General features: G+C 38.0%; 19 protein-coding genes, 2 rRNA genes and 1 pseudogene (1 of these 22 cut by a window edge). 5 read left to right on the top strand and 17 right to left on the bottom strand.

Annotation, left to right across the window (positions count from 1 at the left end; genetic code table 11):
* From TTHT_RS05795 to TTHT_RS05785, 3 genes are all read left to right on the top strand, one after another.
* Window positions 1-2704 (top strand): 23S ribosomal RNA (locus TTHT_RS05795) (it extends 528 nt beyond the left edge of the window).
* 36 nt (window positions 2705-2740) lie between these two features.
* A 5S ribosomal RNA gene (rrf, locus tag TTHT_RS05790) occupies window positions 2741-2856 on the top strand.
* A 328-nt stretch (window positions 2857-3184) separates the two neighbouring features.
* Window positions 3185-4303: an IS110 family RNA-guided transposase gene (locus TTHT_RS05785; RefSeq protein ID WP_201327034.1), complete on the top strand. Its 1119-nt coding sequence runs from the start codon at window positions 3185-3187 to the stop codon at window positions 4301-4303.
* Window positions 4304-4729: 426 nt separating this feature from the next.
* Here the strand turns inward: TTHT_RS05785 and TTHT_RS05780 are convergent, their stop codons facing one another.
* The 6 genes and pseudogenes from TTHT_RS05780 to TTHT_RS05755 form a co-directional block, all read right to left on the bottom strand.
* Window positions 4730-6049 (bottom strand): MFS transporter, encoded by a 1320-nt coding sequence (locus TTHT_RS05780; RefSeq protein ID WP_201327033.1) that lies wholly within the window; start codon window positions 6047-6049, stop codon window positions 4730-4732.
* A gap of 17 nt (window positions 6050-6066) precedes the next feature.
* Window positions 6067-6695: pseudogene (upp, locus tag TTHT_RS11025) on the bottom strand (uracil phosphoribosyltransferase).
* Window positions 6696-6697: 2 nt separating this feature from the next.
* Entirely contained in the window at window positions 6698-7972 is a 1275-nt protein-coding gene (gene serS, locus TTHT_RS05770) for a serine--tRNA ligase (RefSeq protein WP_201327032.1), read from the bottom strand.
* A gap of 100 nt (window positions 7973-8072) precedes the next feature.
* Window positions 8073-9152, bottom strand: coding sequence for a glycosyltransferase family 2 protein (locus tag TTHT_RS05765; RefSeq protein WP_201327031.1), 1080 nt, complete (start codon window positions 9150-9152; stop codon window positions 8073-8075).
* 38 nt (window positions 9153-9190) lie between these two features.
* Window positions 9191-10102 (bottom strand): D-2-hydroxyacid dehydrogenase, encoded by a 912-nt coding sequence (locus TTHT_RS05760; protein ID WP_201327030.1) that lies wholly within the window; start codon window positions 10100-10102, stop codon window positions 9191-9193.
* Window positions 10103-10117: 15 nt separating this feature from the next.
* Window positions 10118-10507 (bottom strand): response regulator, encoded by a 390-nt coding sequence (locus TTHT_RS05755; RefSeq protein WP_201327029.1) that lies wholly within the window; start codon window positions 10505-10507, stop codon window positions 10118-10120.
* Window positions 10508-10634: 127 nt separating this feature from the next.
* Here TTHT_RS05755 and TTHT_RS05750 point away from each other — a divergent pair, with 127 nt between their 5' ends.
* Both TTHT_RS05750 and TTHT_RS05745 read left to right on the top strand, forming a co-directional pair.
* Window positions 10635-11714: an efflux RND transporter periplasmic adaptor subunit gene (locus TTHT_RS05750; RefSeq protein ID WP_201327028.1), complete on the top strand. Its 1080-nt coding sequence runs from the start codon at window positions 10635-10637 to the stop codon at window positions 11712-11714.
* On the top strand, window positions 11704-15018 hold the full coding sequence (locus TTHT_RS05745; protein WP_201327027.1) for an efflux RND transporter permease subunit: 3315 nt from the start codon (window positions 11704-11706) through the stop codon (window positions 15016-15018). The genes TTHT_RS05750 and TTHT_RS05745 overlap by 11 nt, the downstream gene beginning before the upstream one ends.
* Before the next feature lie 185 nt (window positions 15019-15203).
* On the opposite strand, the gene TTHT_RS05740 is transcribed toward TTHT_RS05745, so the two are convergent.
* The 11 genes from TTHT_RS05740 to TTHT_RS05690 all read right to left on the bottom strand — a co-directional run bounded on the left by TTHT_RS05740 (window position 15204) and on the right by TTHT_RS05690 (window position 24719).
* Window positions 15204-16013, bottom strand: coding sequence for a prepilin peptidase (locus tag TTHT_RS05740; protein ID WP_201327026.1), 810 nt, complete (start codon window positions 16011-16013; stop codon window positions 15204-15206).
* 16 nt (window positions 16014-16029) lie between these two features.
* Window positions 16030-17691 (bottom strand): acyl-CoA mutase large subunit family protein, encoded by a 1662-nt coding sequence (locus tag TTHT_RS05735; protein ID WP_201327025.1) that lies wholly within the window; start codon window positions 17689-17691, stop codon window positions 16030-16032.
* 91 nt (window positions 17692-17782) lie between these two features.
* The gene (gene pta, locus TTHT_RS05730) at window positions 17783-18772 is read right to left on the bottom strand and encodes a phosphate acetyltransferase (protein ID WP_201327024.1); all 990 of its coding nucleotides are present in this window, start codon (window positions 18770-18772) and stop codon (window positions 17783-17785) included.
* A 163-nt stretch (window positions 18773-18935) separates the two neighbouring features.
* Complete coding sequence (locus tag TTHT_RS05725; RefSeq protein WP_201327023.1) at window positions 18936-19244, bottom strand: ATP synthase F0 subunit C; 309 nt, start codon at window positions 19242-19244, stop codon at window positions 18936-18938.
* A 57-nt stretch (window positions 19245-19301) separates the two neighbouring features.
* On the bottom strand, window positions 19302-19979 hold the full coding sequence (gene atpB, locus TTHT_RS05720; protein WP_201327022.1) for a F0F1 ATP synthase subunit A: 678 nt from the start codon (window positions 19977-19979) through the stop codon (window positions 19302-19304).
* Window positions 19969-20331, bottom strand: a complete 363-nt coding sequence (locus tag TTHT_RS05715) for an ATP synthase subunit I (RefSeq protein ID WP_201327021.1) — start codon at window positions 20329-20331, stop codon at window positions 19969-19971. The genes atpB and TTHT_RS05715 overlap by 11 nt, the downstream gene beginning before the upstream one ends.
* A complete protein-coding gene (locus TTHT_RS05710) occupies window positions 20321-20584 on the bottom strand; it encodes an AtpZ/AtpI family protein (protein ID WP_201327020.1) in 264 nt (87 codons plus the stop codon). The genes TTHT_RS05715 and TTHT_RS05710 overlap by 11 nt, the downstream gene beginning before the upstream one ends.
* Window positions 20585-20740: 156 nt before the next feature.
* Window positions 20741-21286 carry a hypothetical protein gene (locus TTHT_RS05705; protein WP_201327019.1) on the bottom strand — a complete coding sequence of 182 codons (546 nt, stop codon included), beginning with the start codon at window positions 21284-21286 and terminating at the stop codon, window positions 20741-20743.
* A gap of 127 nt (window positions 21287-21413) precedes the next feature.
* Complete coding sequence (locus TTHT_RS05700) at window positions 21414-21647, bottom strand: type II toxin-antitoxin system HicA family toxin (protein ID WP_201327018.1); 234 nt, start codon at window positions 21645-21647, stop codon at window positions 21414-21416.
* Window positions 21644-21868: a type II toxin-antitoxin system HicB family antitoxin gene (locus TTHT_RS05695; RefSeq protein WP_201327017.1), complete on the bottom strand. Its 225-nt coding sequence runs from the start codon at window positions 21866-21868 to the stop codon at window positions 21644-21646. The genes TTHT_RS05700 and TTHT_RS05695 overlap by 4 nt, the downstream gene beginning before the upstream one ends.
* Before the next feature lie 343 nt (window positions 21869-22211).
* Window positions 22212-24719, bottom strand: coding sequence for an RHS repeat-associated core domain-containing protein (locus TTHT_RS05690; RefSeq protein WP_201327016.1), 2508 nt, complete (start codon window positions 24717-24719; stop codon window positions 22212-22214).
* Between the last annotated feature and the right edge of the window lie 15 nt (window positions 24720-24734).

Genomic DNA, 24734 nt, shown 5'->3' with positions numbered 1-24734 from the left:
CGTGAGGGAAAGGTGAAAAGAACCCCTGTTAGGGGAGTGAAATAGAACCTGAAACCGTGTGCCTACAAGCGGTCGGAGCCCAGCACCTATTTTAATCTTATCTAAGGAGACGCTAATGTACTATGTATACCTAATCCAAAACGAAGAAGGCAAAAGATACATAGGCTACACCAAAGACCTAAAAAGAAGGATATCAGAGCACAACAGTAACGACAACACATCAACAAAAAGACATCAATGGGAACTAATATACTACGAAGCATACAAAAGTGAAAAGGACGCAAAGACAAGAGAGCAAAAGCTCAAACAAGATGGAAGAAGCAGAAGACAACTATACCAAAGAGTAAACAACAGTCTCAACAGGTAAAATTAAAATAGGTGCTGGGTGACGGCGTGCCTTTTGCATAATGAGCCGGCTAGTTACTGGTACCAGCGAGGCTAAGGGCTTAAGGTCCGGAGTCGAAGGGAAACCGAGTCTTAAAAGGGCGTAAAGTTGGTATCAGTAGACGCGAAACCAGGTGATCTATCCTTGTCCAGGGTGAAGTTCCGGTGACACGGGATGGAGGCCCGAACCAATGTGGGTTGAAAACCGCTTGGATGAGGTGAGGATAGGGGTGAAAGGCCAATCAAACCTGGTTATAGCTCGTTCTCCCCGAAATAGCTTTAGGGCTAGCCTCACATGATGCCTTACGGAGGTAGAGATACTGGATGGACTAGGGGGCATACCAGCCTACCGAATCCAACCAAACTCCGAATGCCGTAAGGTTGCAATGTGGGAGTCAGACTGCGTGCGATAAGGTTCGTAGTCGAGAGGGCAAGAACCCAGACCGTTGGCTAAGGTCCCGAAGAGTGTACTAAGTGGGAAAGGATGTAGTGGTGCTAAGACAACCAGGAGGTTGGCTTAGAAGCAGCCATCCTTTAAAGAAAGCGTAACAGCTCACTGGTCAAGTGCCACTGCGCCTAAAATGGACGGGGCTCAAGTACACCACCGAAGCCACGGTACCGACGCAAGTTGGTAGGTAGGGGAGCGTACCCTAGGCCTGTGAAGTCGTGTTGTGAGACACGGTGGAGGTATGGGTAGTGACTCTGCCGGCACGAGTAGCGAAAACTCGGGTGAAAAACCCGGGCGCCGTAAGCCTAAGGCTTCCTGTCCAATGTTAATCAGGGCAGGGTTAGTCGGCCCCTAAGGCGAGGCCGAAAGGCGTAGCTGATGGGAATCCGGTTAAAATTCCGGAACCACCTAATGTTTCGAAGGGGTGACGCAGAAGGGTATGCCTACCCACTGATGGATTAGTGGGGTCAAGCGTGTAGGGTGTCCCGGCAGGCAAATCCGTCGGGATAGACCTGAGGCGTGATGACGAGTCGCTTATAGACGAAGTGGCAAATCCCCCGCTGCCGAGAAAAACCTCTAAGGTAAGGCATTAGGTGACCGTACCGCAAACCGACACAGGTAGGCGAGGAGAGAATCCTAAGGCGCTTGAGAAAACTCTGGCTAAGGAACTCGGCAAATTAGCCCCGTAACTTCGGGAGAAGGGGTGCTCTAAGTAGGTGAAACCTCACGCAGGTGGAGCCGAAAGGAGTTGCAGTGAAGAGGCCCAGGCGACTGTTTAGCAAAAACACAGCACTCTGCGAACTCGTAAGAGGACGTATAGGGTGTGACGCCTGCCCGGTGCCGGAAGGTTACGTGGAGGGGTTATCTCGACTTTGTCGGGAGAAGCTCCGAAACTAAGCCCCGGTAAACGGCGGCCGTAACTATAACGGTCCTAAGGTAGCGAAATTCCTTGTCGGGTAAGTTCCGACCTGCACGAATGGCGTAACGATCTGGGCACTGTCTCGGCCAGAGACTCAGTGAAACTGTAGTAGCGGTGAAGATGCCGCTTACCCGCAGCAAGACGGAAAGACCCCGTGGACCTTTACTACAGCCTGGTATTGGTATCTGGTACATCATGTGCAGGATAGGTGGGAGGCTGTGAAGCCGGGACGCCAGTCTCGGTGGAGCCGCCCTTGAGATACCACCCTTGATGTATTGGATACCTAACGGAGGGGAGTGAATCCTCCCCCCGGACAGTGACAGGTGGGTAGTTTGACTGGGGCGGTCGCCTCCTAAAGCGTAACGGAGGCGTGCGAAGGTTGGCTCAGGCTGATTGGAAACCAGCCGCAGAGTGCAAAGGCAAAAGCCAGCCTGACTGCGAGACCGACGGGTCGAGCAGGGACGAAAGTCGGCCTTAGTGATCCGGCGGTTCCGAGTGGAAGGGCCGTCGCTCAACGGATAAAAGGTACCCCGGGGATAACAGGCTGATCTCCCCCAAGAGTCCACATCGACGGGGAGGTTTGGCACCTCGATGTCGGCTCATCGCATCCTGGGGCTGAAGCAGGTCCCAAGGGTTCGGCTGTTCGCCGATTAAAGCGGTACGCGAGCTGGGTTCAGAACGTCGTGAGACAGTTCGGTCCCTATCTGCTGTGGGCGTAGGATACTTGAGGGGGCCTGACCCTAGTACGAGAGGACCGGGTCGGGGGTAGCGCTAGTGTACCGGTTGTTCCGCCAGGGGCAATGCCGGGTAGCTATCTACCACAGGATAACCGCTGAAGGCATCTAAGCGGGAAGCCGGCCCCAAGATAAGGTATCCCAATGAGGAACCTTGGAGACTACAGGGTGGCGACACCTTTAGCTGACCGGTACTAATCATCCCACTGGCTTGACCATAAATCCTGTTTTGCATTCTCTTGATTTAAGATATTGCCTGGTAGCCATACCGAGGGGGCCACACCCGTACCCATTCCGAACACGGTAGTTAAGCCCCTCAGGGCCGATGATACTGCGGCGTTTAGTCGTGGGAAAGTAGGTCGCTGCCAGGCTTTTTTATTTTATGAATTATGAATTATGGATTCTGAATGCTGGATTGAGGAAGGGATTTTTTTAATTAAAAGGATTTTTACCTTAATCAAGAATTAAGAATTCATCATTTAACATCTTCTAAAAAAAAATTCTAAATTATGAATTATGAATTATGGATTTTAGATTATGGATTTTGGATTTTAGATTATGGATTTTGTTGCTATAAACAAAGTCAAGCCCCCGGGGCCTATTCTTCGAGGTCTATGCCTCACTATTTCTTTCACGAGGTCTGTGCCTCACTTTTGATAAAATAGGCCCTAAGAAACCCTTACAGAAAGGAGGCTTGACATGAAACATTGTACCTCAAAAAAACCGAAATTATACTGCGGAATTGACCTGCACACTAAAAAAAGTTACATCTACATTATAAACGAGCAGGGAACAAAGGTTAAAAGCAAAGAAATTGACACTGAAGAGCAAACATTTATTACCTTTTTTGAAAGCCTAATTGAAGAAAACGAAATCTATTCGGCAATTGAAATCAGTTCATTAACCTTTCAATACTGCAACATACTCAAAGCCATAGGAATATCTGTATATGTGGTAAACACCTTAAAAAACGCCTACATCTCAAAGTCAATGAAAAAAACAGATAAAGAAGATGCAAAACGGCTTGCAATAAGCTTATGGAAAGAAATCCTTCCAGAACCTGTATATATCCCGTCGGAAAAAGAACATAGTTTACGCAAACTCATATCCCACCGTGCTGACCTTGTAAAAAGCAGAACAAGGCTAATAAACAGAATAAGGCAAAGATTAAGGGAAAAAGAAATAAAAATACCTTTAAGAACACTCAATAAAGCTAAAAAGATTGAATCTGTTCTAAAAAGCATATCATCTGAAACACAACCTATACTCCACTTTGAAATATCCCACATGTTTGAACAATTCAAACTACTTGAAAAGCAAATAGAACAAACGGAACAATTAATACACTCTCAAATAAACAAAGATGCCGACTTTAAAGAAATGTACAATCTGCTATTAACCGTCCCCGGAATGGGGAAAATAACTTCTGCCGCATTTATCTCAAGGGTAGGAAAAAACATAGAAAGATTTAAAAATGTACGCAAACTCATATCCTACTTCGGTCAATGCCCTAAAATAAGAGAAAGCGGAGGCAAAACAATAGGCAATCAGGGAATAACCAAACAGGGAAACGGAATGCTCAGGGGATACCTCTCACAGGTGGCAATAGCTGTTTTAAGATCAAAAAGTTGTAACTCCATACCGCTAAAAAAATGGTATGAAAACATAAAAAGAAGAAAAGGCTGGAAAAAAGCAAGAGTGGCACTATCAAGAAAAATAGCGGCAATATGCTACGGGGTACTTATACACAAAAGGCCGTATAACCCAATGCTTGTAACGGGAGAAAACAAATGTGAGAAACCATTGATAACAACTTAAAGCAGGGAGCGGTTCGCCTTTCAATCAGGCGATTCCATTTAAGCCGGGACACCCTGTCAGAATTCATGTGCATATAAGCACTAAATTTTGTTTAGGAACCGGCTTATGGAAAGCAAAGTGAGGCAATGACCTCGGATAAATGAATGAAGAATCCCTGATAATGCTAAAAAGCAAAGGTGAACCGATAGATATATAACCTTTAACCTGAATTCAAGAAAGGAGGTGAAACAAAAAATTATTTCCCCACTTGACTTTGTTTATAAATGGATTATGAATGCTGGATTGAGGAAGGGATTTTTTAAATTAAAGTTTTTCCTCAATCCATAATTCAACATCCATCATCTAAAATTCAGAATCTGTTTAAAGTTGGTATAAAAAAAAGGGGGGGAAAATTCCCCCTTTTTTCTTTTATTTTAAATTTAAAAATTAAGGCTTTTCTAAAACTCCGCCTGCTTCTGCATCGGCTTTTTTAAGGAGATAAGCAAAGATTAGCCCAACAAATCCCAATGATGCAAACATAATCATTGATGCGGTGTATGAGTGGGTCACATCTCTTAGTTTTCCGTTTAAAAATGGGAATAAAGCAAGCCCTAAGTTTTGCACCATTGTCATTAAACCGTATGCAGAGCCCTGAAATCTCTCTTCCACAATTAGAGGTATTGAAGGCCACATTGCAGCAGGCACTAAAACAAATGCTGCTCCCAAAATCATCATTGGATATTTAGGCGGTACATAGGTAAATCCCATAATAAGGTATGCCACAACCATTAAAACAGAACCAAAGGTCATTAAGGTTGCACGCTTTCCTATTTTGTCCACTAAACTTCCTGCAAAGGGTGCAAGAAACATTGAAGCTGCAATGATAATTGTTGTTGTTCCGCCTGCTGTGTCAAACATGTGGATTATGTTGTAAAAAGCCTGATAGAAGAAGCCACCACCACTTGGCACTGTTAACGGCAGGTGATATTTGTCGTGGAAAAAGTCTGTTGAAAGTGCGGTAAATGGGAAGATTGCGGAATAGAATGTAACGCATAGAATTGTTACATACCAGAATGATTTAGAGAAAACTTTTACATCAGAAAGTTTTACTTTTTCATCAGCCAGAGGTTTTGGAAGGTTTAAAATATTCTCCCCGTGTTTGTCCATTATTGCGTAAACAAATGCCGCACCTAAAGAGAAGGCGCAGAAAATTACCGCTGCCCACAATGCTGCTTTGTAATTTCCAAAGTGTTTTGCAATTAATGCCTCTGTGTTAAATGAGAACAATGTTCCAAGTCTGCTTATTGTAAGGGCTATCCCGAATGATAGGGCAAGCTCTTTTCCTTTAAACCACCTTGCCAAGATTGCACTTTGAGCCACAACCAATGATTCGCTTCCAGCACCAAAGATAAACCTTCCAATCATAAGCACGGTAACATTTGGGGCAAAGGCAACAATAGCAGCACCTATTGTAACAAGAGTTGCAAATATTATTGTTGCAAGCCTTGTGCCGATAAGGTCAATAAGCATTCCGCCCAAGAAAACTGAAACAATAGCAGCGATTGAATAGACAGTGTACATTGTGCCTATGACGCTTCTTGAAACCCCTAACTCCTTAATCAGGGTGGGGGCTATTGCACCTATTGAGTCATAGGCAAAGTAAGAGCCGTAAGTCAAAAGGCTTACAAAAAAGAGAACTGTGAATCTGTAAAACCTTGTGGAAGGGTGAAAAAAACCAACTTCTTCCTGTAATGCGTTTTCTGTCATAACCAACTCCTTTTATTTTAAACTGTTCCGTATAGCCTGTCTCCTGCGTCTCCCAATCCAGGGAGTATATAACCCTTGTCGTTTAACTCTCTATCAAGTGCACAGGTGTATATTTCAATATCTGAATGCTTTTCATTGAATTTTGAAACTCCTTCGGGAGCAGATATCAGGTTCATAAATTTTATATTCTTTACGCCATTCTTCTTTAAAACATCAGCTGCAAAGCTTGCACTTCCCCCTGTCGCAAGCATTGGGTCTATAAGGATAAATAGATGGTTTTTTTGCAAGGGTTAAAGTAGTAACTTACAGGCTGTAATGTTTTATGGTCTCTGTAAAGCCCTATATGCCCTATTTTTGCAAAGGGGATTATCCTTAAAATGCCGTCAACCATTCCCATTCCTGCCCTTAAAATAGGTACAAGCACAACCTGAAAATCTAAAATTTGTTTGCACTTTGTCTTTTCAAGTGGTGTTTCTATTTCAACCTCTTTTAGGGGTAAATCCCTTGTGATTTCATAGGTCATCAACATTGCAATTTCGTCAATCAACTCTTTAAACTCTTTTCTTCCCGTGTCTTTGCTTCTTAAAAGGCTTAATTTGTGAACTACCAAAGGGTGATTAAGTTCCCTTAAATTTTTAAATTTCATACTCACTCCTTTGTGATTTTAGTAATTCCCCCCATATAAGGGACAAGGGCATCAGGGATTGTAACGCTTCCGTCTTCATTTTGATAGTTTTCAAGTATTGCAACAACTGTTCTCCCTATTGCAAGCCCTGAGCCGTTAAGGGTGTGTACATATTTCTTTTTCCCATCTTTATCTTTGAATTTTATTCCTGCCCTTCTTGCCTGAAAGTCTTCAAAGTTTGAGCATGATGATATTTCTCTGTAGGTATTTTGAGAGGGTATCCATACTTCAATATCGTAAGTTTTTGCAGCGGAGAACCCTAAATCTCCTGAACATAATGTTACAACTCTGTAAGGTAATCCCAATAGTTGTAATATGTATTCAGCGTCTTTGGTTAACTCTTCCAATTCATTGTATGAGTTTTCAGGGTGTGCAAATTTTACAAGTTCAACCTTGTTAAACTGGTGTTGCCTTATCAAGCCTCTTACATCTTTTCCATAAGAGCCTGCTTCAGCCCTGAAACAGGGGGTATAGGCGCAGTATTTTAAGGGAAGTTGTTCAAAGAAAAGGGTTTCTTCAGAGTGAAGGTTTGTTACAGGCACCTCTGCTGTGGGGATAAGATAGTACTCTTTTTCAGTGCAAAGTTTAAACAAGTCTTCTTCAAATTTCGGTAATTGCCCTGTGCCGTACATTGTTTTTGAATTTACAATAAAGGGTGGCAAAACCTCTTTGTAACCTTTTTTTGTATGGGTATCAAGCATAAAGTTTATGAGAGCTCTTTCAAGCCTTGCCCCAAGGCCTTTCATTACGGCAAACCTTGAGCCTGTAATCTTTGCAGCCCTTTCAAAGTCTATAATGTCAAGTTCTTCCCCTATTTCCCAGTGAGGTTTTGCTTTGAATGTAAAGCATGATGGTTCTCCCCATCTTCTAACCTCAACATTTGCGCTTTCATCTTCCCCAATTGGCACACTTTCGTGAAACATATTTGGAATTGTTTTCATTATTGAAAAGTATTCTTCTTCAATTTCTTTTAGTTTTTCTTCAAGGGAATTTAATTCCTCGCTTATACTTTTCATCTTTTCCATAACTGAAGATGCGTCTTTCCCCTCTCTTTTCAACATTCCTATTTCTTTGCCTAACTTCTTCTTTTCAGAGTTTAAGGCTTCAACCTTTCCTATTAAGTTTCTCCTTTCAATATCAAGTTTTTCAAGCTTATCTATGTCAACTTCAGTATGCCTTTTTTTAAGCATATCTTTTACTTTGTCAAGGTTGTTTCTTACAAACTTTAAATCAAGCATAACTCCTCCTTTTGCTATTCTTTAAACAATCATTAAGGATTTTACAGTAAATTCCGTTTTTATTAAAGGAATAAAATCAGGAATTAGATGACAGGCTTTTTTATAAAACAAAGGGAATGATTCTTTTTTTGTGGGTGTTGAAGAATTGTTTTAACTCTTCGTTTGGGTTCTGGTGTAAGGAATAGGCTAATATAAGGTATGAATTTGAATCAATCTGTTCTGGGGTAATGAGGGGAATCCCTCTCACTGTGCCTCTAATTCTTTTGCCTGAAAAATCAAGCACTCCCTTTAGTTCAATTTCATAGTGTTTTAATGCACCTATTAGTTTTTTTCCGAACTTTCCAACACCTATAACATAAACTCCGTTTTTGCTTCTTTTGTCAAAGTTTTTGAAAAAGTATGCCTTTTGAAAGAATAGTTTGTCTTTTTTCAAATTCTTGTTTGTCCTTGTTTCTCTGTTTTCGTGGTCTCTCCACTTTAAGAGTATTTCAGGAACCTTTCCTAACTTAAATCCTGAATATACTGCCCTGAAAACAAGGTCATAGTCTTCGGCAAACTCTGTTTCAGCATAGCCGCCTAATTTTTCAAAAAATTCTTTTTTTGCGAAAAATGTTGGGTGGACAATTGGACAGTCTATGTATAGGTTTTCAAGCATTTGTTCATGGGCAATTAAGGAGTTGTTCCACTTTTGATAAATTTTAACACCTTCGGTTAACTCCTTTTCTTTTTGAATGTTTTTCAATGCTGTTGAAAAGTCAATGTCAAGAGATTTTATCCTGCATCCGCAGTAAACAGGTGGTTTTTCATACTCTTTGAAAATCTCAACCTGTGTCCCAATTAAGTCTAATTCAGGGTTTTTGTTTAAGAATTCAATCTGCTTTTCAAGCCTTTCAGGGAGCATAATGTCGTCCCCGTCCATTCTTGCAATGTAATTCCCACTTGCCTTATCTAATCCATTGTTTAAGGCTTTAACAATCCCTAAATTTTTTTTATGGGTTAAAAGTTTAAATCCGTACTTTTTCTTTAGTTTTTCAAGAATGTAAGAGGTTTCATCAGTTGAGCCGTCGTCAATGACTATTAGTTCAAAGTCGTTGTGTGTCTGGGAATAGACTGAATCTATTGCTTTTTCAATATAGTCTTGCTGGTTTTTAACAGGCAGGATTATTGAAATTTCAGGCATAATACTAAAAATCCCCCCGAAATTCGGGGGGAGAAAAATTACATATACTCTTTCAAAATTTTAAGGATTTCGTCCCCAATTCTGTCCTGAGCCTCTTTAGTCTGTGCCCCTATGTGTGGGGATGCTTCAAAGTTGTCAAGTTCAAGGAGTTTTAAATCCTTGGGAGGCTCTTCTGCAAAAACATCAAAAGCCGCTCCACCTAATTCTCCGTTCTTCAGCCTTTCGTATAGCGCTTCTTCGTCAATCAATCCGCCTCTTGCTGTGTTTATAAGGCAGGCTCCCTTTTTCATTGAGTAAATTCTGTCTTTGTTGATAAATCCCTTTGTATGCTCATTTAAAGGCACATGAAGGGTTATAAAGTCGGAATTTTTAATTAACTCGTCCATATCGGTAAGGAATTTTCCGCCTAACTCTTCTAATTTTGGTTTGTTTGCGTCAACAACATCAAAGCCTAAAACATCCATTCCAATTCCCCTTGCCATTTTCGCAACGGTGAGCCCGATGTTTCCGACACCTATAATTCCTAATGTTTTGCCACCTAATTCAAAGCCTTTCAGTTTCTTCTTTTCCCATTTTCCCTCTCTCATTGTTCTGTCTGCATAAGCAATCTTTCTTGCAAGGGAAAACATATGAGCCATTACAAGCTCAGCAACAGCTCTTGCGCTTGCAGCAGGGGTGTTCCTGACGGCTATTCCCATCTCTTTTGCTGCAACTCTGTCAACATTGTCAAGTCCAACGCCTGCCCTTATTATCACTTTTAATCCGCTTGTTTTTTCAAGGATATCTCTTCTTAATTTGGTTTTTGACCTGATAATAACAACATCAAAGCCCTGTAACCTTTCTCCAACTTCTTCGCTTGTAAGTTCTGTTTCAACCACAACCTCATGCCCTTCATTTTTTAAGGCTTCAATTGTTTTTTCTGCAATAGGGTCAGCAACAAAAATCTTCATAGTTTCCCCCTTAATTTACCTTCCCTGAAAGTTGTTTTTCTTTAACAGGGAAATAATTTTGTTAACAAGGTCTTTTCTTTTAAAAGGCTTGGAAATCTTTTCTCCAACTTCTTCTTCAACAACCTTTGCCTCTTCTAAAAACGCAGAGAGAAGGAGAATTTTGTTTTTACCCTGTAATTCGTTTAGCCTTTTCACCCATTCTTCTCCGCCTAAAACAGGCATTTTATAGTCTGTTATGATAACATCAAAATTTTGTAATTCCATTAATTCTAATGCTTCCTGTCCATTGCTTACTGATGCAACGCAAAAGCCTTCCCTTATTAGAATCTTCATTAAGGTTTTTCTTAAGTTATCATCGTCTTCTGCTATTAGTATTTTTGCTGAAAGGTAATCAACCTGAGCCATAATTTACTCCTTATCTTTTTTATTTACAGAGGTATTTTACCATAAACAAAAGTTTATTTAAAAATCAGGAAACATTAGAGAAAAATTTTCGTAATAGTCTCTGAAAAAAAAATTTTTGGGGGTTGAGGTGAAAAAAGGCTTTGTGGAAAAATTATTGCTTGTTTTTGTTGCGATGATTTTGACTGTTTCAATTTCAGGTTGCAGGGGAAAAAGGGATTTTAAGAAATGGAATAAAGATAAAAAAGATATAAAAAAAACAGCAGTTCCTGTAAAGGTTGAAAAACTAAAGATTGGGGATATCTCTTCCTTTATCCTCTCTTCTTCAACAATTCAGGCTGAGTATTCAGTTGATGTTGTTGTTGAGACATCAGGCATTGTTGAAAAGATTTTTTATGACGAAGGGGATAATGTTAAAAAGGGAGATGTGCTTGCTGTTGTAAATTACGAAGAGTTAAAGTTAACCAAGGATAAGAAGTATATGGCTTACCTTGATGCAAAGAAGAAGTTTGAAAGAACAAAAAACCTTTTTGAGAAAAAACTTGTCTCAAAAGAGGATTACGATAAAGCGGAATTCACTTTAAAACAGAGTGAGATTGATTACAAAGATGCAAAGGTTAAGTTTGATAAGAGTATGATAAAGGCGCCATTTGATGGAGTAATTACCGAAAGGTATATAACCTTAGGTCAGTATGTTTCTCCCTCCCAGAAGGCTTTTTCAATTGTTAACACAAAGATTTTAAAGGCTATTGTTTATATTCCTGAGGAGAATGTTTCAAAGTTGAAGAAGGGACAGAGAGTTGTTCTTGAAAGCGATACTATAAACAAAGATTTTGAGGGAAAAGTTGAAAAGATTTCTTCAGTTGTTGACCCTGAAAGCGGCACTGTAAAGGTTACCGTGAGGGTTAAACCGGATAAAGATATAAGGCCTGGAATGTTTGTGAATGTGAAGATAATTACCGACACAAAGCACAATGTGCTTTTAGTTCCTAAAAAGGCTGTAATTTACCAGAATGATAGAAAGTATATTTTTGTTGTTGATAGAGATACCAAAAAGGTTAAAAAGGTTGAATTGAAAACAGGATACGAAAACAAAGATTACTTTGAATGCCTGAATAAGGGGTTTAGCGAAAAAACACTTGTTGTTGTTGCAGGGCAGAATACATTGAAGGATGGAGATAAGGTGAGGGTAATAGGAAATGAAAAATAAGACTATTTTTAACATTACTGTTACAAGGCCTGTGGCTATTACAATGATAATTCTTGCAGTGGCAGTATTTGGCTTTGTATCATACAAACAATTAAAGATGAATTTAATGCCAAATATCACCTATCCAACAATTACCATTAGGACTGAAATGGAAGGCTCTGCGCCGGAGGAGATTGAAAACAATGTTACAAAAAGAATAGAAGAAGCCCTTGCTGTTGTAAATAATTTAAAGAGGATTTCCTCTGTTTCAAGAACCGGGGTTTCAGATGTTATTTTAGAGTTTTACTGGGGAACGAATATTAATACCGCTGTTCAGGACATAAGGGAAAAACTTGACCAGGTTTTTCTGCCGGAAGAGGCTAAAAAGCCTGTTATTTTAAGGTATGACCCAACTTTAGACCCTATCTGTGTATTTGCCATTACTTCAGACAAGATGAATTTAATGGATTTGAGAACCTTTTGCGATGAACAGTTGAAGCCTGCCCTTGATAAACTTAAAGGTGTTGCTGCCGCAAAGGTAAGGGGAGGGCTTGAAGAAGAGATAAGGGTTGAGATTGACCAGAAAAAACTTGAAAACCTGAACCTGAATATAAACAGGATAAATACAAGGCTTGCAAACGAAAACATAAACCTTGCAGGTGGAATTTTAAGGGAAGGCTCAACTGAATACATTGTGAGAACTGTTAACCAGTTTAAAAACCTTGACGAAATAAGAAACCTAATAATAGGCAGATTTAATAATGCAGATGTCAGGTTAAAGGATATAGGCACTGTAAAAAAGACTTATAAAGACAGAGAGGTAATTACAAGGGTTAACGGTAAAGAGTGTGTGCTTTTGGAAATTTACAAAGAGGGTGGAGCAAACATTGTTCAGGTTGCAAACAGGGTGAAAAAGCAACTTCTTTCCGATAAAGGCAAAACAGTTTATTCAAGGTTTAAGGGGTTGATTAATGTTTCTCTTTTAAGTGACCAGAGTGTTTTTATTAAAAAGGCTATAGATGAGGTTAAATCAAATGCCGTTATAGGCGGAATACTTGCAATTCTTGTTTTATTCCTGTTTTTGAAAAACCTTAAGTCAACCTTTATTGTTTCTCTAACAATTCCCCTGTCTATTATTACCACATTTGCTTTAATGAATTTCTTTAATGTAACCTTGAATATTATGTCCCTTGGTGGAATTGCATTAGGTGTTGGAATGTTGGTGGATAACGCAATTGTTGTGCTTGAAAGCATTTTCAGGGTTTCAGAGCAGAGGGGAGATAGCGAAGAAAGTGTTGTAATAGGAGTTCAGGAGGTTGGAACAGCAGTTGTTGCATCAACATTGACAACAGTTGCCGTATTTTTCCCAATTGTTTTTATTGAGGGGATTGCGGGGCAAATTTTCAAGGATATGTCTTTAACCGTTGTTTTTGCACTTTTAGCGTCGTTGGTTCTTGCATTATTCTTTATCCCAATGGTTGCTTCAAGAAGGTTTGGCTTAAAGGCAGATAAAAAAGATTTAAATGTAAAACAAATGCTATTTACATTCTATTCAGTTAAATCATTTGCCGAAGATTTGTCAAATGCAAAGGGATTAAAAAGGTATGTCTTTTTTCTCTTTATCCTGATTAAATTTATAATTTATTTCATTCTTGAAATTGTTGGCAAAGTAATTGTTGGGATTTATTTAATTTTGCTTGGTATTGTTTTTGTTAGTGCTAAAATTTACAACTTTCTTGACAAAAATTTTCTTTCAAAAATTGTGGGCGGTTTTAATTCAGGCTTTTCCTGGTTTCAAAAGAAATTTTACCCCTCTATATTGGATTGGTCTCTTGAAAACAAAATAGCAGTTTTATTGATTATAATTCTGGCATTTGTCATTACCTATTTTTCTTTCAAATCCCTTGATGTTGAGTTGCTTCCCAATATGCACCAGGGTGAGTTTTCTGCAGTAATTACAATGCCTATAGGCACTCCTGTTGAGGAGATAGATTCAAGGCTTTTACCTTTTATAAAAAAGATTTCAAAGATAAAAGAGGTAAAAACTGTTTTTGTGAAAAGCGGGGTTGAAAGTGATTCTTACCCTAAATCCTATGAGGGGGAGAATATTGCAAATGTGGGGATTATTTTAAAGCCTTCAAAGAATTTAATTAAAACTGAAGAGTATGTAATAAACAGGGTAAGGAAAGTTCTTGCTGATATACCTGATGCTGAGGTAAGGATTAGATTCCCTGAACTCTTTACCACAAAACCGCCTGTGCAGGTTGAGATTCATACATACAACCTTGATGAATTGAAGAAGTACACAATGCTTGTTTACGAAAATATAAAGGATTTGCCTGAATTGAAAGATGTTCAGACAAACATAAAACCTGGGAATCCTGAGATTGAAATAAGGTTTGACAGGGATAAGTTGGCAAGGCTTAATTTAAATGTAAGAGATGTTGCAGACCTTGTAAAAAACGAAATTTTAGGGAATATTCCAACCAAGTTTGTAAAAGAGGATAGAAGGATTGACATAAGGGTGAGGTTAAAAGACAGTATTCATAAATCTATAAATGAGTTGAAAAACCTGATTATAAATCCCGGAGGGCAAAAGCCTATCCCCTTAAAATCTGTTGCTAAATTCAGCATTCAGGAAGGGCCGGGAGAAATCAGACGAATTGACCAGCAGAGGGTTGGTTTAATAACTGCAAATATTCAGGGAATAGGTTTAAAGAATGTGACCAACAAGATAGAGAGAATAGTAAATAACTTAAATCTTCCTGAAAATGTAACTGTTATGATGGGTGGCCAGCAGATGGAAATGGAAAAGTCTTCAAGCAGTTTATACCTTGCACTTTTATTATCTGTTTTTCTCGTTTACATTGTTATGGCCTCTCAGTTTGAATCTTTGATTCATCCACTTATAATTATGGTTACTATTCCACTTGCCCTGTTTGGTGTTGGGGTAACTCTGTATGCATTTAATATTCCCCTTTCTGTGCTTGTTTTTATTGGAATGATGATGCTTGCAGGTATTGTTGTAAACAATGCAATTGTATTAATTGATTACATAAACCTATTGAGAAGCAGGGGAATGGCTTTAAAAGAGGCTATAAAAGAGGCAGGCATTGTAAGATTAAGGCCGATTTTTATGACAACCCTTACAACTGTTTTAGGTTTGCTTCCAATGGTTATAGGATTTGGGGAAGGCTCAGAGATTAGAAAGCCTATGGCAATAACCGTAATTGCAGGCCTTATCTTTTCAACAATGCTTACCCTGATTGTTATTCCTGTAATTTACCACTTTGTTGAATCATTTCGTGAAAAAAAAGAACAGTAAAGAGTGTCCTGTGCTAAGTCCTGATATAAGTTAACAGAAACAACAATATCAGAAGGGATAGGATTTTAATTTCCTAAATCCAACATCCAACATCCAAAATTCAAAATTCAAAATTTATATAAAATGTACTTGCTTTTTGGGAATAGGACATAAAAAGGAAAAATTTTTCGCTATACACCTAAAAATTAATAATGCTGCAGAAAGTGTGTTACATAGTAATGGATTAAATTGTCTCCGTAAAGGTAAGTGATTACAGTGCCTATCGCAAGAAAACACCCAAATGGAATTTCATAATGTCTGCCTTTTTTCAGTACATAGATAATAAATAAGCCGACAATAGTTCCAATAATTGAGCCAATCATTAAGGCTAAAAATGCTTTTTTACCTAAAAATGTTCCCATCAGGGCAAGCATTTTAACATCCCCCATTCCCATTCCTTCAATCCCTTTAATTTTCAGATAGATGTAAGCTAACAGGAATAAAAGCCCTGCACCAATAACTCCAACAACAAGGGATTCTAAAAAGCCCCTTTCAGGGGAAAAGTATGCGAAGATTAAACCAATCGGGATAAATCCAAGTGTGATTTCATCAGGCAAAATCCTTTCGTATAAATCTGTGAAAAAGAGGATAAGCATTAAGGATGTTAGTACAATAAATTCAAGCGCTTTTAGACTAAAACCGAACTTGTAAACTCCGAAGGTAAAAATTAAAGCAGTTAATAATTCAACAAAAAAGTACCTGAATGATATCTTTGCCCCGCAGTATGCGCATTTTCCCCTTAAATAAAGCCAGCTGATTAAGGGGATATTGTAATACCAGGGTATAGTTTTGTTGCAGGATGGGCAAAAGGAGCGGGGTTTAATTATGGATAATTCTTTTGGTAGTCTGTAAATACATACATTGAAAAATGAACCAAACATTGAACCTAATACAAATGCAAAAATAAGCCCAATTTTAGATTGAAAAAATACATTTAAATAATCGGCAAAACTCATATATTACCTCTCTTTTTTATAGTGATACAGTATCCTGATACTCTCCGAAAACCTCTCTCAAGGTGTCTGCCATTTCCCCTAATGTACAGTAAGCCCTTACGCAGTCAAGTATGTAAGGCATAAGGTTATCTCTTCCTGATGCTGCCTTTTTCAAAGAAGTAAGCCTGTCTTTAACAAGGGAATTATCCCTCTCTTGTTTCAATTTTTTCAACTTCTCAACCTGTTTTTTTTCAACTTCTTCGTTTATCTTTAAAATTTCCAGGTCTTTTTTATCCTCTTCTATTGTAAACTTGTTTACCCCTACAACAATTTGTTCTCCACTTTCAATTGCTTTTTGATAGTTGTATGCGCTTTCTGCAATCTCCCTTTGAACATAACCGCTTTCAATTGCCTTTAGCATTCCACCCATTTTGTCTATCTTCTCAATGTATTCAAATGCTTTTTTTTCTATTTCATTTGTAAGGTTTTCAATATAGTAAGAGCCTGCAAGTGGGTCAACTGTATTCCCAACGCCGCTTTCATAGGCAATTATCTGCTGTGTTCTTAAAGCAATTCTTACCGATTTTTCAGTGGGAAGGGCAAGGGCTTCATCCATTGAGTTTGTGTGAAGGCTCTGCGTTCCCCCTAAAACAGCCGCTAATGCCTGTAATGTTACCCTTACTATGTTGTTTTCTGGCTGTTGTGCTGTTAAAGTGCTTCCCCCTGTCTGAGTGTGAAACCTTAGCATTAAAGATTTTGGATTTTTTGCTTTAAACCTCTCCTTCATTATCTTTGCCCACATTCTCCTTGCTGCCCTGAATTTTGCAATCTCTTCAAAAAAGTTGTTGTGTGCGTTGAAAAAGAATGAAAGCCTTGGGGCAAATTTATCAACATCAAGCCCTGCTTTAATTGCTTCTTCAACATAGGTGATTCCGTCTGCAAGGGTAAACGCAACTTCCTGCACCGCTGTTGAACCTGCTTCCCTTATGTGGTATCCGCTAATTGAAATTGTGTTCCACTTTGGCACATGGTTTGAACAGAATTCAAATATGTTTGAGATTATCCTCAACGATGGTTCAGGTGGATAGATATAGGTTCCCCTTGCTATGTATTCCTTTAAAATATCGTTTTGTATTGTCCCTGAAACCTTATCAAAGGAGATTCCCTGTTTTTCAGCCACGATTAAGTACATTGCAAGGAGAAATGCAGCAGTTGCGTTTATTGTCATTGATGTTGAAACCTTATCAAGGGGAATTCCGTCAAAAAGTATTTCCATATCTTTAAGAGAATCAATAGCCACCCCAACTTTTCCAACCTCTCCTTTTGCCATAATATTGTCAGAATCGTAACCAATCTGGGTTGGCAAATCAAAGGCAACAGACAAGCCCATTGTCCCCTGTTGAAGAAGGTACTTATACCTCTTGTTTGATTCTTCTGCAGTTGCAAAGCCTGCATACTGCCTCATTGTCCAGAACCTTGAGCGGTACATTGTTGGCTGTACTCCCCTTGTGAAGGGGTATTCTGCAGGGAAGGATAAATCTTTTACATAGTCTAAATTTTCAATATCTTCTGGGGTGTAAACCCTCTTTATTTCAATACCTGACGAAGTTTCAAACTTCTCTTTTCTCTCAGGAAACCTCTCTGTTGCCTTTTTAACTTTTTCTTCATAACTTTTTTTCAACTCTTTGTAATCAGACATATCCCCTCCGAATGCGTTTTAATCTATTATAAAAAAAAATCCCTCCGATTTATACATCGGAGGGAAAATAAAAGTATATTTTTCAAAAAAATTAAAGTGTTTGAATTACTGTTAAAACACCTGTGTCAACAATATCCTGCCAGGAGCATCCCCTTGATAAGTCGTTGCAGGGTTTGTTTAATCCCTGCAATACCGGGCCAATTGCGGCAGCGTTTCCAATCCTCTGGGTTAATTTGTAGCCAATATTTCCTGCGTCAAGGTCTGGAAAGATTAAAACATTTGCATTGCCTGCAACTGGAGAGCCCGGGGCTTTCTTCTTTCCAACAGAATCAACAATAGCAGCATCTGCCTGCAATTCTCCGTCAACAACAATGTCAGGCCTTCTTGTTTTAATGTATTCAAGGGCTTCCCTTACCTTATCAACATCAGGGTGGTTTGCGCTTCCCTTTGTTGAAAATGACAATAGGGCAACCTTTGGCTCTACTTCAAGGAATTTTTTGCAATTGTCTGCTGTATCAATTGCTATCTCTGCAAGCTGAATTGCTGTGGGATTTGGAACAATCGCACAGTCTGCAAAAAGCATTGCTCCGTCAACTCCAAATGCTGGATTCTGAGTAATCATCAGAAAGAATGAGGAAACTGTCTTGCTTCCAGGTTTTGTTCCTATAATGTGAAGTGCTGCTCTGACTGTATGTGCTGTTGTGTTTAATGCGCCTGCAACTGAGCCATCTGCTTTCTCGTCTTCAACCATCATTGCCCCAAAAAACAGCGGATCTTTCATAATCTCTTCAGCCTCTTCTTTTGTAATCCCTTTTGCCTTTCTCTTTTGATAGTAAAATTCAGCATATTTATCAAAAAAATCTGCCTTTAAATGGTCCAATACCTCAAAGTTCATCTCAATGCCTAACTCTTCGCACCTTTTAGAAATCTTATCAGGGTTTCCAAGAACAACAGGTTTAAACACTCCCTCTTTTACCGCAGCATTAGCCGCTTTTAGTGTCCTGTCATCTGTTCCTTCTGGAAGAACAATAGTTTTGCCAGCCTTTCTCGCTCTTTCTTTGAATCTGTCCATTAAATTCATTTTCTCCCCCTCATATACACTGATAGGTATAAGACCACACTCTAATTTTCTATTTTTTTGGAATTAAAATCAATAAAAAAGGAATAAAAAGATAAAAAAAAAGCAGGCATTGTGCCTGCAATTTTTATAGTTATGATGGGAATGAAGGCTTTTTTGCCGCAAATTACTTAATAGCAAACGCTATAACAAGAACATAAAGAACAAGAGACTCGATAAATGCAAGACCAATGAGAAGGGTGGTCCTGATATTACCGGTTGCTCCAGGGTTTCTTGCAATTCCTTCGCAAGCGGCAACAATTGCCTTCCCCTGTCCAATTGCGCCGAAAGCGGCAGCAAATGCAAGGGATATACCTGCTGCTACAGAGCCCCAGGGGGTTTTAGCAACTGCTTCTGCGCCTTCTGCAGCCATTGCAGGGTTTACAGCGAATAAAATTGCTGCTGCGATGATTGCTAATGAAAAAAACTTCCTCACAGCAAACCTCCTTTCATAGATTTATGATTACGGCTTCGGAAACCGTAAAAGCCTTTATTAATGCTCTTCAGCAACTGCTCCCGCAAGGTAAACAACTGTAAGCATAACGAAAATCAATGTTTGTATAAAGCAAACAAACAATCCCAGTGCAAGGAATGGAATTGGGATTACAAATGGGATAAGTGTTAAAAATACTAAAAATACTGAGTGGTCTCCAAACATATTTGCAAAAAGCCTTATTGAAAGAGAGAAAGGCCTTGCTAAATGGGAGATAATTTCAATTGGTAGCATTAAAGGAGCAAGCCACCACACAGGCCCTAAAAAGTGTTTAATGTATTTGAATCCGTGTTTTTTTATCCCTATGTAGTTGTAGTAGAAAAATACAAGAATTGCCAATGCGGCAGTAGTGTTTAAGTTCCCTGTTGCAGCAGAAAAGCCGGGAATTAACCCTAATGCATTGGATATAAATATGTAAATAGCAAGTGTAGTTACAAAGGGCAGAAACTCTTTTCCTTCCTTCCCTATATTATCTTCAAGCATTGTGCTTATACTATTTATCACACCTTCGTAAAACTGCTGGGCAGGTGTTGGAATAATGTCAGGATCTTTTTTCAGGATTACAAAAATAATAAATGAAACCAAAAAGGCAATAACTCCCATTACCACATTGTCGTGTAAGTGAGTATGGAACAAATTATTGATAAACTGAGTAATTAATGATGCTTCATGACCCATTTTTCTTTATACCTCCCGAAATTGGTGAAAGAAATAATCCAAAAACAAGTGCTGTCATCCCTATAACAAAGGGGATAGCTTTAAAATTCTTCCACTGGATAATACCATAAATGATTAATGCTATCAAGGGATAACGAATAAGATTTATCAGTATTATAACTTTTGCCTGAGATGGATTTTTTGAGGTAACTGAAAGTGTTAATTTTTCAAGGTAAATAAAATTTACAAATACCAGAATAAAACCTGCAGCAAAATTTAAAATCCCATAAAAATCTCTTTTAAAGGTAAAAAACAATATCCCGCATATAAAGTAAATCAAACTTGCAATCTTTACCAATCTCTCAGTCTTCATCTTTTAACTTCCTCTCTTTTTCTTCTAACTTTGTCAATTGTGAGTTTAGCCTGAATATATTTACAAACGCTGCAACAACTCCAAAAATTGAGAAAATAATTGTTAAATATGGATAGGTATTAAACCATTTGTCTAAATACTTGCCCATAAAATAGCCTATTCCAATGCTTACGGGAAATTGAATTCCCGCTGAACTTAATTCTGCCCAAAGTCTTCTTTTTTGTGCCCTTATTTCTTTATCTTTGTTTTCCATAGCTGTTTTATTTTACTTAAACAAACACTAAATTCAAAGCATTTTTGGATTAGTTTTTTGTATTAACTTTCTTGAAATAAAGGTGTAGAAGTTTCTACTATGAAATTACATATAAAAAACAAAGAAGATTTTCAGAAGATATTAATAAAACTATATTTAACATAAGTTTTTTCGAGTTAATTTGTTTCTTTCAATTTTTTCTAATAATTTTTTTAATAATACTTCTCGATTTAATGGACAAATATAGAATTCTTGAGGGTATCCTTTTTTCATCTTGAACCAAATTTTTTTAGAAAGTTTGAATTTTTTCAAAGATATTTGTTCAACATCTTTATAAGAAAATTTAAATATCTTAAAAACCCAGACAATAACAAAAAAATCTTTATATAAACTTATTCTCGACAAAGGATAAGAAGCGCAATTAAACATTAAGCGGTAATTAGAAAGATTACAAAACTCAACTTTACATGAGTATTCTTTTTTACTTGTTAACTCTGTTGGCTCAACAAAAATTTCATTTATATTAGATACAAAGTAAAAAATTCCTGCTGAAAATAAAATAAAGGATAAAACAGATAATGGGATTATAAAATTATCCCATTCTGTTTTATTGTTGTGTAATAGCAATAGTATGAAGCAAAAAGGTGTTTCCGTTAAAACAAATATAATTAGATATTTAATTAACTTTTGCTTTAATATCATAATGCTCTTTCCGAAAGTTTTTGTGGTGCTTTATCCTGTCGTTTTCAAAGGGTGCGGTGAGTTCTTTGCCATTTGAAGTTGATAGGTAAAAAATTTTTTCATGAATAATAATTTTATTCATATTGGCTTATTTCTTTAGTATTTTTCTCAACTCTTCAACAGTTATATCGGCGTCATTAAGTATACTCTTTAACAGTTTTGGGTGAAGGATTTTGCCAGAATGAAAGGAGACTGTTACACGCAGCCCTTTTGCATTTCTATATATTTTGTGGCTTCCACTTTGCCTTGCAAGTTTAAATCCTTTTTGTTCTAAAACTTTAATTATTTCACTGGCAGTGATTCTCGGAAGCTTTTTTGTCATACCTCAACTTCCACCGCTGTTAAACTTATAAATTCAGATTGAGGAATTTCTTCATTGTTTTCAAGTCTGTCTTCTATGTTCAATTTTATAACATCTTTTATGTTCTCTATTATTTCATCGTATGTTTCCCCCTGTGTATAACAGCCCTGTAATTCGGGACAGAATGCAAAGTATCCTTCTTTTGTTTTCTCTATAACAACAGACAATTTATAATTTTTCATTCTTCCCCCCTGTTTTTATGTTTCTTAATTTTATTTTACATTTTCATATTCCTTTTAACAATAAAAAAAGCAGGCCGATGAAGACCTGCAGAGTTATTGAGAATTTTGTATTTAAATTGATAAAAATAATAGAAAGAAAATTATTATCATTATTACCTTCAAAATACGCCTGAGCAAATTATTGGTTATCTCTATCTCGCTCCAACCTCTACCACCAATAGCGATTTTTTTTGTTTCCTTTCTAATTATATCTCTCACCATCAAATCATACAAATAAACAAAAATTATTAAGAAAAGAGAGAATTTTAAAAAAACGACTGTTGCATTCACTATTAACCTCTCATTAATTATCATTATTTTGATCTTCTGCATAACTGAAAGCAGAATCTACTATTGTGGACAAAACATTAACAACTTTATTAAAAGTACCATCATTATTTGGTATTGTAAAAGACAATGACCATCCACCTAAAAAATTAATTGATGCAACCCCTAACTGAACTCTTGTCATTTCTAAATTCTTCTTATTTTTTTCTGTTGGGTCAAGCTTGTACTTTGCCTCTGCATAATGCATTTTACCCCAGCCAGCAACGAAATAAATTCCCTGACCTATGCCCTCAAATACAGGGGAACCTGAAAAAGTCAATGGAGTAGCCACATAGGTCTGTATATTGTTACATACTCGTTCACCTGTTTCAGATCCTTCTCTAGTTTTACCATAATTAGCAGGTGGATTTATTGTTTTCTTCGCTAAAGGTCCTATCATTAATTTTTTTATTGAGGTATCTACTTTGCTCCAATCAACATGTTTTAAATAACCATTTACCTTTAAATCTATTACCGTTGAATTAAAATCCTCCTGTCCACTATATTCTGCGTTCCATTCATTGTATTTGTCCATTCTGTCCTGAAGAATTGAACGAATTTCCTTGTCAAGTTCTTTAAACTCGCCTTGTTTATATAATTCTTCTAACCTTTTCTTTTCTTCGGTTGATAATTCTAAACCTGTTGGGTCAAAGTGGTTAATCGGATTCCCCCTCACATATGCGTACAGGTTCCAGGACATTGGGTCTAATTGGTCGTAGTCGTAGCCGGGGTCGGGGGAGAGGAAGCGGCCTGTCTCGGATGAGTAATACCTTGCGAGCATATATGTTAAATCTGTTTCGTAGTCTTTTTCGTGGCCTGTGTAGGTTATTGTGTTTAACACTTCGTCTTTGTTGTTTTCGTAAGGTGCTGTGAGTTCTTCTCCGTAGGCAAGGGTGTCTGTTGTGTGCAGGATTTCTCCTGAATCGTTTGTTATGTATCTTGTTGTGCTAAGGTGGTCCTGGTGATAGAAGGTTAGATTAAATGGCATGTTGATTAGATTTATTTGTTTGTGTGTTGTGTCTGTTGATGCATAGTGTGTTGTATAGACTTGTATTGTATAACTTGTGTTTTGTGTGAGGTTCTGTGGCATCTGTTGTGGCTTTTCTGTGTAGCCAAAGAGGTAATATTCTGGGATGGTGATTGTTATTTTGTTGTTTTCGTAGTCTTCTTTTACTTCGGTTATTTTCTGGTTGTTTTCGTCGTAGGTTGTTGTGATTTCTGTTTTAGGAAGTATTATTTCAGTTCCTTTCATTATTTCTATCCATCTTCTTAGTTTCGGTTGGTTGTCTCCATTTTCTAATGTTTTCCCTGTGAAGTGGTCTGAGTTTATTGTAATGGTTATTTTGCCTTTTTGCAATGTGTCAAGTTTCATGGTTGCTGTGTTGATTGTTGAGGGGGTGATTGTGGTTTGGGGGGTTGTGTAATGGCTTGTGATTGTAATTTTTGGAAGTAGATCTGCTCTGTCTGGTAGCATTTCAAAGAGTTTGTAGGTGTTATTTTCTGGTTGTAGGATTACTGCTTTGTATGTGCCTGCTGGTATGTTTTGGTTGAAGGTTATTAGATGGCATTCTAATTTTTGAGGGTCAAAGAGGTCGGGGGTGAAGGTTGTGGTTGATAGGTAGCATATTGGATTTTGGTTAGGGTTTTGAGATTCAAGACAATCTTGTATTTTGCTAGGACTAATTGTTTGTGGGTCATCGTCTTTTGATATGTTTGTATTTTCAGGGATTAAGAGGAGTTTTAAATTCTGGTATTTTAAGATGTTTGTATCATCCTGGGTTTTGATTAGATAGTTTAGTTTTGGAAGTGTGATTGAGAGTGTTGTTTTTGTGTTTTCTGCTGATGAGATGTAGGTTGCTTTGTAGAGCTTTTGTGGGTGGAGTTTGAAGTTTGTGTCTGGGGTTACTTTCATCCTGAGTATGGCTTCCGGGGTTGCGATTTGATTTGAAGGGAAATTGATATCGTTTAATTGAATCAGGCAGTTGTATTCTCCTTTGGTTATTGAGTGGGATACGAGGAAGTTTTGGAGGCTTTCTGTTGATGTGTCTATTACTGGAATGAGTATGTAGGTGTAGTATAGGATTGTGCTTCCTTCTTCCTGGGGTCTGGTTAACTGGATTATGGGTATGTTTCCTGTGTTGGTTGTGGAGGTTAGGTCTGTATCAAGGTTTAGAGCTTGAATGAGGCTGTCTCTATCTATTGTTCCGTCTTCATTTATGTAGTTGTTGTTGTCAGCACTTATGTAATTTTTTACTTTGGAGTTGCTTCCTACTGTGAGGCTGTATTTTTCTATGCCGAGGGAGTTGTTTGGTGTGGGCTGGTAGATTGTGGATTTTATGTTTATTGGGTCGTTGTTCTGGATGGTTATTTGTCTGGTGGTTTTTAGTACTGCATAGCCGAGTATTGGTTTATCAAGCCAGCTATAGAGGATTGCTTGTTTTTCGCTTATTGGAGTGTACTGGTATATGGTGGCGCTTAGAAACAAAAAAGCAGGCCGTAT

Origin of the sequence: Thermotomaculum hydrothermale (genome assembly GCF_016592575.1) — a bacterium.
Taxonomy (GTDB): Bacteria; Acidobacteriota; Holophagae; order Thermotomaculales; family Thermotomaculaceae; genus Thermotomaculum; species Thermotomaculum hydrothermale.
The sequence above is the reverse complement of the archived record's forward strand: the minus strand, read 5'-3'. Positions and strand labels throughout refer to the sequence as shown.

What these genes read in the sequence shown, in the direction of transcription:
- atpB (WP_201327022.1), bottom strand. Translation starts at nt 19,979, where the DNA reads ATGGGTCATGAAGCATCATTAATTACTCAGTTTATCAATAATTTGTTC.
- pta (WP_201327024.1), bottom strand. Translation starts at nt 18,772, where the DNA reads ATGAATTTAATGGACAGATTCAAAGAAAGAGCGAGAAAGGCTGGCAAA.
- TTHT_RS05755 (WP_201327029.1), bottom strand. Translation starts at nt 10,507, where the DNA reads ATGGCTCAGGTTGATTACCTTTCAGCAAAAATACTAATAGCAGAAGAC.
- TTHT_RS05700 (WP_201327018.1), bottom strand. Translation starts at nt 21,647, where the DNA reads ATGACAAAAAAGCTTCCGAGAATCACTGCCAGTGAAATAATTAAAGTT.
- TTHT_RS05705 (WP_201327019.1), bottom strand. Translation starts at nt 21,286, where the DNA reads ATGATATTAAAGCAAAAGTTAATTAAATATCTAATTATATTTGTTTTA.
- TTHT_RS05735 (WP_201327025.1), bottom strand. Translation starts at nt 17,691, where the DNA reads ATGTCTGATTACAAAGAGTTGAAAAAAAGTTATGAAGAAAAAGTTAAA.
- TTHT_RS05740 (WP_201327026.1), bottom strand. Translation starts at nt 16,013, where the DNA reads ATGAGTTTTGCCGATTATTTAAATGTATTTTTTCAATCTAAAATTGGG.
- TTHT_RS05695 (WP_201327017.1), bottom strand. Translation starts at nt 21,868, where the DNA reads ATGAAAAATTATAAATTGTCTGTTGTTATAGAGAAAACAAAAGAAGGA.
- TTHT_RS05745 (WP_201327027.1), top strand. Translation starts at nt 11,704, where the DNA reads ATGAAAAATAAGACTATTTTTAACATTACTGTTACAAGGCCTGTGGCT.
- serS (WP_201327032.1), bottom strand. Translation starts at nt 7,972, where the DNA reads ATGCTTGATTTAAAGTTTGTAAGAAACAACCTTGACAAAGTAAAAGAT.
- TTHT_RS05760 (WP_201327030.1), bottom strand. Translation starts at nt 10,102, where the DNA reads ATGAAGATTTTTGTTGCTGACCCTATTGCAGAAAAAACAATTGAAGCC.
- TTHT_RS05780 (WP_201327033.1), bottom strand. Translation starts at nt 6,049, where the DNA reads ATGACAGAAAACGCATTACAGGAAGAAGTTGGTTTTTTTCACCCTTCC.
- TTHT_RS05785 (WP_201327034.1), top strand. Translation starts at nt 3,185, where the DNA reads ATGAAACATTGTACCTCAAAAAAACCGAAATTATACTGCGGAATTGAC.
- TTHT_RS05710 (WP_201327020.1), bottom strand. Translation starts at nt 20,584, where the DNA reads ATGGAAAACAAAGATAAAGAAATAAGGGCACAAAAAAGAAGACTTTGG.
- TTHT_RS05765 (WP_201327031.1), bottom strand. Translation starts at nt 9,152, where the DNA reads ATGCCTGAAATTTCAATAATCCTGCCTGTTAAAAACCAGCAAGACTAT.
- TTHT_RS05715 (WP_201327021.1), bottom strand. Translation starts at nt 20,331, where the DNA reads ATGAAGACTGAGAGATTGGTAAAGATTGCAAGTTTGATTTACTTTATA.